7 protein-coding genes are annotated in these 8364 nt (G+C 40.6%); 6 read left to right on the top strand and 1 reads right to left on the bottom strand.

All coding sequences use genetic code 11. The features are described 5' to 3' along the window. Positions 1-134: 134 nt before the first annotated feature. On the bottom strand, positions 135-440 hold the full coding sequence (locus tag ACT3SX_RS12010; RefSeq protein WP_192520570.1) for a cupin domain-containing protein: 306 nt from the start codon (positions 438-440) through the stop codon (positions 135-137). 213 nt (positions 441-653) lie between these two features. Between ACT3SX_RS12010 and ACT3SX_RS12015 the strand changes: the two genes are divergently transcribed. The 6 genes from ACT3SX_RS12015 (at position 654) to ACT3SX_RS12040 (ending at position 8209) form a co-directional block, all read left to right on the top strand. Then, the gene (locus tag ACT3SX_RS12015) at positions 654-1610 is read left to right on the top strand and encodes a helix-turn-helix domain-containing protein (protein ID WP_192520569.1); all 957 of its coding nucleotides are present in this window, start codon (positions 654-656) and stop codon (positions 1608-1610) included. Positions 1611-1951: 341 nt separating this feature from the next. Then, positions 1952-2890, top strand: a complete 939-nt coding sequence (locus ACT3SX_RS12020) for an ABC transporter permease (RefSeq protein WP_192520568.1) — start codon at positions 1952-1954, stop codon at positions 2888-2890. Next, on the top strand, positions 2887-3837 hold the full coding sequence (locus ACT3SX_RS12025; RefSeq protein WP_192520567.1) for an iron chelate uptake ABC transporter family permease subunit: 951 nt from the start codon (positions 2887-2889) through the stop codon (positions 3835-3837). Before ACT3SX_RS12020 ends, ACT3SX_RS12025 begins: the two co-directional genes overlap by 4 nt. Continuing rightward, positions 3834-4610: an iron ABC transporter ATP-binding protein gene (locus ACT3SX_RS12030; protein ID WP_192520566.1), complete on the top strand. Its 777-nt coding sequence runs from the start codon at positions 3834-3836 to the stop codon at positions 4608-4610. The genes ACT3SX_RS12025 and ACT3SX_RS12030 overlap by 4 nt, the downstream gene beginning before the upstream one ends. After that, a complete protein-coding gene (locus tag ACT3SX_RS12035) occupies positions 4607-5584 on the top strand; it encodes a siderophore ABC transporter substrate-binding protein (RefSeq protein WP_192520565.1) in 978 nt (325 codons plus the stop codon). The genes ACT3SX_RS12030 and ACT3SX_RS12035 overlap by 4 nt, the downstream gene beginning before the upstream one ends. A gap of 318 nt (positions 5585-5902) precedes the next feature. Continuing rightward, entirely contained in the window at positions 5903-8209 is a 2307-nt protein-coding gene (locus ACT3SX_RS12040) for a TonB-dependent receptor (RefSeq protein WP_442063326.1), read from the top strand. The last annotated feature ends 155 nt before the right edge of the window (positions 8210-8364 follow it).

The raw sequence follows: 8364 nt of genomic DNA on the forward strand, positions 1-8364 counted from the left end.
ATGATTTCTGCTTCCATTTTCTCAGCCTCTACCATATCAAGGTAGGTCGACTAAAATGTATGTGATGATATTATTTTATAGGCAGTGATTTCGTTAACTGATCATTAGAGTTACCAGTAAATGTGGGTTCTGATTTATAAAGGCTCAAAAAACATCACGCTAGCCTCAGTCGGAGCATGAGGCTTATGGTCAGTATTCTTAGGAATAACGACCATTTCACCAGCATTCACTTCTATAGTTTTGTCTTTTAATATAATAAATAACTGTCCTGACAGTATGTGAAATAACTTGTCTTCATGTTCGTGATTATGCCACTCGTATTCGCCTTTTAGTTTGGCCAGTTTGACGGTCAACTGATTAAATTGTGCAATATCAGTAGGTTTCCAAAATGCTTTAATGTCATCCAGTTCATTCTTTATGTTGGCTATAAGTAGGCTCATTATTACTTCATCCTGATATATTAGTTACAGTTATCTATATTTGATTGATAATCATTTACATTAAAATGATTGTTTATTGCTAATAATGCTATGATTACTTCAAGAGTTGAAATTTTACGACTCATTCAAATGAATCTGTTTTATCTGGATGTAATAAAACATCTGTTCTCTACTCACTCAAACCACATCCTAAAACATTGTGATTATATTTTTATGGCAGACCTGAACACATTTTATGACCACTATCAGACCAAATATTGGGATTTTGATCGCCCTGATTCTGATTATTTGATTAAACGTCCAACTTACGATGGTAGCTCTGGTTATGGTGACTTGCTGAGCTTGCATAACGGTATTGTGCTCGGCCGAAACTGCATCACGGATGAGCAACCTGTGGTTGAACCGGCTGCGCCATTTTCTTGTGATGTTGGCATGCATTTGGTTGTAGATGCAAACTATACGTTACATGCTAGTAATTTACCTACCGATACAAACATCCACTCGAAGCAAGTTTGGCGACGATCAGGAGATTTTGGTGATATAAACTCTACTACCGATACTGAGTATTTGCAGAGACCATCCATAAATAGCCATGTAGTATCGATCGATTTTAATCAAGAGCTACTGTCACGTTGGGCAGAAAGCTTCGATTTGCCGGCTTGGTTATTGCCAGCTGACGATCAAGATCCTGAAATGGTTCAGGTCCGTTTATCAAATCAGCCACGGCTACTTGCTCGCGCCGCTTATATCCTCTCACTACCTTGTTACACTTTGAGTGATCGCTTGACTTTAGAGAGCCAAGCGTTACTTCTCTGTCAAGACATGCTAGGTATTCAGGACAAATCTGGTCGATTAATAAACCAAAAAAGCCAAATTGATCACGCCGTTGATATTATTCGCCAAGAGTACAAGCATAAGCTAACAATCTCCTTGTTGTCTCAACGAGTGGGTATAAACGAATGCTATCTAAAACAACAGTTCAAACAACAAACGGGCAAAACAATAGGTCAGTTCATCCGTGAATTACGTATGCAGGAAGCAATGCGTTTATTGTTAGATGAATATAAAAGTGTTCAGGAAACGGCATGGTATGTTGGCTATCATGATCCCAGTAATTTCAGCAAAGCATTCGCCAAATTTTATGGCGTCACTCCCACACAACTTATCTAGTCGGCCTATTTATGTCAAGCTGCTACTATTCTCTAAAATACGCTAAACAGGCCTTGAATACAGGCGAATTATTTACGCCAACCTCTTGCTGTGTTTGAGTTCATCTGATTTTTTGACATTGGAAAATGATTAGATGCCATTCTGAATAAGTTCCCTTATTCACCGTATAACTTCCCAGTTTCACCTTATACTCAATGTATCTATTCAAACAAGCATAGTATGATTGATTCTCATTTATACTTTAATGAAAAAATTCCCAGCAAATTGCTTTATAGGCTTGTGATGGTGTTCTGTAGAGTAAAAATTCATTCGTATCTATATAAGTCAGAAGAGTTTCAATAATGCGCTTACTATTTTTGTTACTCACTTTACTCTGTGCTATTTCTTTAATGCTGGGTTCAAAGCAGACGTCAATTGTCGCGCTCTTTAATTTTTCAAGCGACGCGTGGTTGACCATCACGGCCAGCCGTATACCGCGATTGATTGCACTGCTTTTAACAGGGGTAGGGTTGTCTGTCAGTGGTGTTATTCTGCAACACATTGTGCGCAATAAGTTCGTCGAACCTGCCACATCAGGTGGTTTGGATGCAGCCAAGCTTGGTATTTTGGTCTCACTAACGATGCTTCCTAGTGCCAGCACAAGCAATAAAATGCTATTTGCTATGCTCTTTTGTTTTGCAGCGAGTCTGCTTTTTATTTTTATCATCAGCCGTATTACCTTCAAAAACTCTGTGCTGATTCCTGTACTTGGGTTGATGTATGGCAGTGTGCTGAGTTCGATAGCTGAGTTTTATGCCTATCAGCATAATATTTTACAAAGTATGCAAGGCTGGTTGTTAGGAGATTTTTCGAGGGTTGTACAAGGTCAATATGAGCTTATTTATATCATTTTGCCCATTATTGTATTGGCTTATCTTTATGCGCATCGTTTCACGGTGATGGGCATGGGTGAGGAAATGGCAGCCAGTTTGGGATTGCGTTATGCTGCGACAGCTGCATTGGGGCTTATCTTAGTGTCGGTGACCGTTGCGGCATCGGTTATCACTATTGGTGCGATACCTTTTGTCGGCCTTGTCATCCCTAATTTAGTCGCTCTGAAATATGGAGAAAACTTATCAAGAACATTGCCCATCGTTGCACTGGGCGGCGCTGGTTTACTGCTTATTTGTGATATTTTTGGGCGAGTCATTATCTATCCTTTCGAAGTCCCTATCGGGCTGACTGCTAGTGGGGTGGGCGGTGTGATTTTCCTCATGTTGATTATGAAGGGTGTCAAATGAGCCAAGCTGTAAAAATATGGACGATGCTGCTACTGATTCTTCTTTTGGCGCTTGTTTTCTTATTGATAGGCTCAGGATTAGATTTTGATTATTTGATTCCGAAACGCTTTATGCGTCTAGTAATCATTGTACTTGGTAGTGTCTGCTTAGCTGTTTCGTCCATTGTATTTCAAACCATTGTAGGTAACCGTATTTTATCGCCTTCAATTATGGGGTATGAGGCTGTTTATTTGCTGTGGCAAGCGCTGTTGCTCTTGGTTATGGGTACGAACGGGCTGATGATGCTAAGTGTCAGCGGTAATTTCATCGCATCCATCATGTTGATGCTGGTGTATTCGTGGGCACTGCATCGTTTGCTGTTACCTCGATGCAAAAGCGATGTCTTTATGCTGCTGCTATTTGGTCTGGTTTTGACAATGGTCATTGGCACGGTCACACAATTTATTCAGCTTCGTATCAGTCCAGGTGAGTTTTCGGTTTTTCAAGGGTTGAGCTATACCTCTTTTAATAGATCCAATCCTGAAACCGTTTGGTATGGCGTACTAGCGGTAGTAACGGTGTTATGGGTGAGTCGTAAGACGTTACCTGTTTTAGATGTGATGGCTCTCGGTCGTGAGCAATCGATGTCACTTGGTATCAATCATGCCAAATACGTCAAGTTGTATTTGGCTTTAATTGCCATCCTCGTCGCTGTGTCAACGAGCTTGATTGGCCCCACGGCCTTTATGGGCGTGTTCATTGCCAATATAGCTTATGCGCTTGCAGGAAGTAGTAAGCATAAAGTTACATTACCTATAGGTTGTGCGGTCTCTATAGCCATATTTTTGATTGCACAAATATTCGTTGAGCATGTTTTTAACTATAAAACCAGTGTCAGTATTCTTGTCAATCTGGTGTGTGGTATCTATTTTCTGGCATTGACTGTTCGTACTAGAGGGATTACATGATTACCGTTAGTAACCTCCATAAAAGTTATGGTAAAAAAGCCGTGCTATCTGATGTCTCTCTGGCGTTTCCAACGGGGCGTATCACCTCATTAATCGGTCCTAACGGTGCAGGGAAGTCTACTTTATTGATGATGATGGCTAGGTTATTGGAGCCGAGTAGTGGTTATGTGTCACTTGATGGTCAAAAAATCAGTGAAATTCGTACTTCTGAGTATGCTCATCATGTGGCCACACTGCGGCAGTCTCCGGGCTTTAATTTACGATTGACAGTGGAAGAGCTGATCTCTTTTGGACGTTTTCCGTATAGTCGTGGCTCGTTGACGATAGAGGATCGACAAATCATTGATGAGGCGATTGGTTTTTTAGCATTAGAGCCTTTACGTCACGCTTATTTAGATGAATTAAGTGGTGGTCAGCGTCAAATGGCTTTTTTGGCAATGACTATTGCGCAACAAACGGACGTGTTGTTATTGGATGAGCCTCTGAATAATTTAGATATGAAACATGCTGTGCAGATTATGCAAGCCCTACGTCGTCTATGTGATGAGCAGGGCCGTACGGTGATTTTGGTGATTCACGATATCAATTTTGCGGCCAATTATTCTGATTATATTGTGGCTTTGAAAAATGGTGCGCTTAGCTTCAGTGGAGTCTCTGCACAGGTTGTGACAGAAACCAATTTAAGTGAGCTATACGATCTTGATTTTGAAATTATTCGTAATGAACGTGGTTGCTTGTGCAACTACTTCAATTTATCAGGGGTAAAAGTATGAGTTTGAAAAAGAGCGGTTGGGTCTGGGCATTAGCGATCTCGGCAGCTATTCCACTGCAAGGATGTGAAAAAGAATCTACTCAATCTGTGCAGACGATACAAGCGCTAGACACACCTATTACCATCGATCATGAGCTTGGTACTACTGTCATTAATAATCGTCCGCAACGTGTCGCGGTACTGGATATGAATGAAGCTGATTTTTTGGATCAGCTTGATGTGCCAATTGCAGGCATGGTGAAAGATTATGTACCTCATTTTCTTGCTCAGTATAAAGATGATGCTAGTGTGGAGGATTTAGGCGCTATTGTACAACCGAATATGGAACGTATCCATGCACTACATCCTGATCTTATTTTGATGACGCCACTTCATGCGGCTCATTATCAAGAGCTGTCAGAAATTGCACCAACCCTACATTTCGATGTGAATTTTAATAACAGTCATCAGCAGCATATAGCCAGTGTCAAAAATCATCTATTAACACTGGGTCGTATTTTTGATAAGGAAGCGTTGGCGGAGGAAAAGGTCAAGCAGTTAGATACAAGAGTTAAAGAGGTTCAGACCTTCACAAAAAATCGCCCAGAAAAAGCATTGGTTGTCTTACATAACAACGGAGCTTTTAGTAATTTTGGTGTGCAGTCACGCTATGGTTTTATCTTTAATGATTTGGGTGTCAAACCTGCAAGTACCACGGTAGAAACTAGCCTACATGGGCAGCCTATTTCTAGCGAATTCATACAGCAGGCGGATCCGGATATTATTTATATTGTGGACCGTACCGCTGTCATGGAGCGTCGCTCTGTTATAAGTCCTGATGACATTAGCAACCCTTTATTGCGTCAAACAAAAGCATGGAAAAATGGTCATGTCGTTTTTGTTGATGCGGATGCGTGGTATATAGCGGCTGCTAGTCCAACCTCGCTCAACATTATTATGGATGATGTTCTCAAAGGTTATCAGTCAATCTCCTAGACATATTCTAAGAGGAAAGAGTTTTTGAACTAGGACGTGTCTTCAATTCACCCGATAGTCATCTAAATGGGCTAAAAATGGCTAAATCTTGCCAAACATCGTCAAATAGCTGGTTAATATCCCGATATTATCTGCGCTACTTTTCTTGTTTGACGGCAATTTATCTCATTTTTATCACTATTTTTGAAATGAAGACACGCCCTAGAGCCAGTAAATAGTTAAATGAGAAGCAGAAAGTTTTTTATCTAAAATTATTAATGATTATCATTTGTGTTTTTATTCGTATTTATATTTTTACAAAAATAAGAGGATGTTTTTATGTATCAACTTCAGCAGCTAAATCATAAAAGTAATGTTAAACGATGGACGACACAGACCAAACCGTCTTTCGCCCTTAATTATATTGTATCGGCAAAGCTTGCGATGGCTTTAGGTATAGCGGCTGGGACTGTATTTATATGTGTGCCATCAGCTTATGCACAGGAAGATAGCGACCTGACCAGCAGTCAGCAAGTTAATGAATTGGATACCGAACAGCAAAACCAAAATATAGATTTAGGAGCCAATCAAGAGATACCAACTACCACACTACCAGCGATAACAGTAGTGGCTGAAGGCAACGATAATCAAACCTATTCTGGAGGGCAAGTAACCTATACCAATCATGTTGGATTTTTGGGAAACAAAGACTTTTTAGAAACACCATTTAGTGCCATTAGTTATACTGATAAATTTATTGAGGATCAGCAAGCCACAGATATTAGTGAGATTATTGCTGCAACGGATCCTTCTGTTTATACCAGTGGAGGAAGTGGAGAAAATCTTGAAAGTTATTCTATCCGTGGTTTTGCTTCGAATAGTAATGATGTGACAGTAAATGGATTGTCTGGTATGGCGCCTTATTACCGCAGTTCGCCTGAAATGTTTGAGCGTGTTGAGGTACTCAAAGGTCCGTCAGCAATGCTCAATGGTATGTCACCTAACGGCTCTGTAGGTGGCTCTGTGAATCTAGTCACTAAGCGAGCAGGTGATGAGCCACTCACTCGATTGACGACTAAGTACATATCAGACTCGCAGCTTGGTGGGAGTGTAGATGTTGGCCGCCGATTCGGTGAAGACAAACAGTTTGGTGTGCGTGTAAACGGTGCTTATAGAGATGGTGAAAGTGCGATTAATGACCAAGATAAAGAGGCTAAAGTGGGCTCTCTTGCCTTAGATTGGAAAGGCGAACGTGCACGAATTTCAACGGATCTTTATGCGACGACAGAGCATGTCGATGGGCCGACTCGTGGTATTACGGTAGCATCAGGTATTGATATTCCCAGTGCACCAGATCCAGATACGTTATTGAATCCAAGCTGGGCTTTTTATGATACTGAAACAAAAGGTGCAATCACACGCGGTGAGTTTGATGTGACTGATCAAACGACTGTCTATGCCGCCCTAGGTGCTAATAAAATGGAGTTTAAAGGACTCAGTGCAGCAAAAGCGCAGGTGTATAATTCTGATGGAGATATGACTACGACGATTGGATACGTTGCTGATGATAATGAAAGAGTCTCTATGGAAGTAGGGCTGAACAGCAATTTTTCGACAGGAATGATTGACCATCAGATTGCGGCGAATGTTACTCGTTACAATGAAGAGTACAATTTAAACGCTAAGTACTTTGACGCCACTTATACCTATGACACTAATATTTATAATCCAGTATGGGAAACACCTAGCCTAAACTTTGATGTGCCGTTGTTATTGACGACTGACACAAATTTGACCAGCTACGGAATTGCAGACACTTTATCGTTTGATCAGGATAAATACCAACTCACCTTAGGTGCTCGGTATCAGCAGCTAGAAACAGAACAAACGGGAGGTATCTTATCCTCAGGTACTAAGTATGATGAAAGCGCTATAACGCCGTCAGTGGCGTTTCTTACAAAAATGACAGATCAAACTTCTTTGTATGCGAACTATATAGAAGGACTAAGCAAAGGCGCTACAGCACCAACAAGTGCAGAAAACTCAGGTGAAATATTTGCTCCTTATAAAACGAAACAAAAGGAAATAGGAATAAAAATGGATCGTGGCGAGTTTACTCATACCCTTAGTCTCTACGAAATTGAAAAACCCAATAGTTATACCGATACAGATACCAATGTTTTCTCTTATGCTGGTGAACAGCGTAATCGAGGTGTAGAGTGGGGGTTCTTTGGCTCGCCTGCTGAGAGTGTACGCTTGATGGGTGGTATTACCTATATTGATGCGAAGTTAACTAAAACAAATAATGGTGTTAATGAAGGCAATCAAGCTGCAGGTGTTCCAAAGTGGCAATCTAAAATTGGGGCAGAGTGGGATTTACCTTTTATAGAAAATTTAACGCTAACAGCGAATGCAAATGCCGTATCTAAACAATATCTTGAAAATGATAATATACAGTCGTTACCAGGTCACACCACATACGATATTGGAGCACGTTATCTAACTTCTGTTAATCAAACCCCTCTTACCATTCGAGCACGTGTTGATAACGTGATGAATAAGGCATACTGGACAACGGCATCTTACAACGATCTTGCCTTAGGTGATCCGCGTACATTTATGCTTTCAGCAACGATGGATTTTTGATTTGGATGAGGGTGTGTTTTTATGGTAGAACTGCTGATCCAAGTTTAGAAGTCGTAGACGCAGCGAGACTGGCACCATGTCTAACTTATAAAGGGTTGGTTATATAATATTTTCGTATGTATTTAGAGTAATATTATATGGCACAATATTTTTTA

Origin of the sequence: Psychrobacter sp. AOP31-B2-9 (genome assembly GCF_052378005.1) — a bacterium.
Taxonomy (GTDB): domain Bacteria; phylum Pseudomonadota; class Gammaproteobacteria; order Pseudomonadales; family Moraxellaceae; genus Psychrobacter.

Excerpts from the sequence above, each read along its gene's own strand:
- ACT3SX_RS12010 (WP_192520570.1), bottom strand. The coding sequence starts at position 440 with ATGAGCCTACTTATAGCCAACATAAAGAATGAACTGGATGACATTAAA.
- ACT3SX_RS12015 (WP_192520569.1), top strand. The coding sequence starts at position 654 with ATGGCAGACCTGAACACATTTTATGACCACTATCAGACCAAATATTGG.
- ACT3SX_RS12020 (WP_192520568.1), top strand. The coding sequence starts at position 1,952 with ATGCGCTTACTATTTTTGTTACTCACTTTACTCTGTGCTATTTCTTTA.
- ACT3SX_RS12025 (WP_192520567.1), top strand. The coding sequence starts at position 2,887 with ATGAGCCAAGCTGTAAAAATATGGACGATGCTGCTACTGATTCTTCTT.
- ACT3SX_RS12030 (WP_192520566.1), top strand. The coding sequence starts at position 3,834 with ATGATTACCGTTAGTAACCTCCATAAAAGTTATGGTAAAAAAGCCGTG.
- ACT3SX_RS12035 (WP_192520565.1), top strand. The coding sequence starts at position 4,607 with ATGAGTTTGAAAAAGAGCGGTTGGGTCTGGGCATTAGCGATCTCGGCA.
- ACT3SX_RS12040 (WP_442063326.1), top strand. The coding sequence starts at position 5,903 with ATGTATCAACTTCAGCAGCTAAATCATAAAAGTAATGTTAAACGATGG.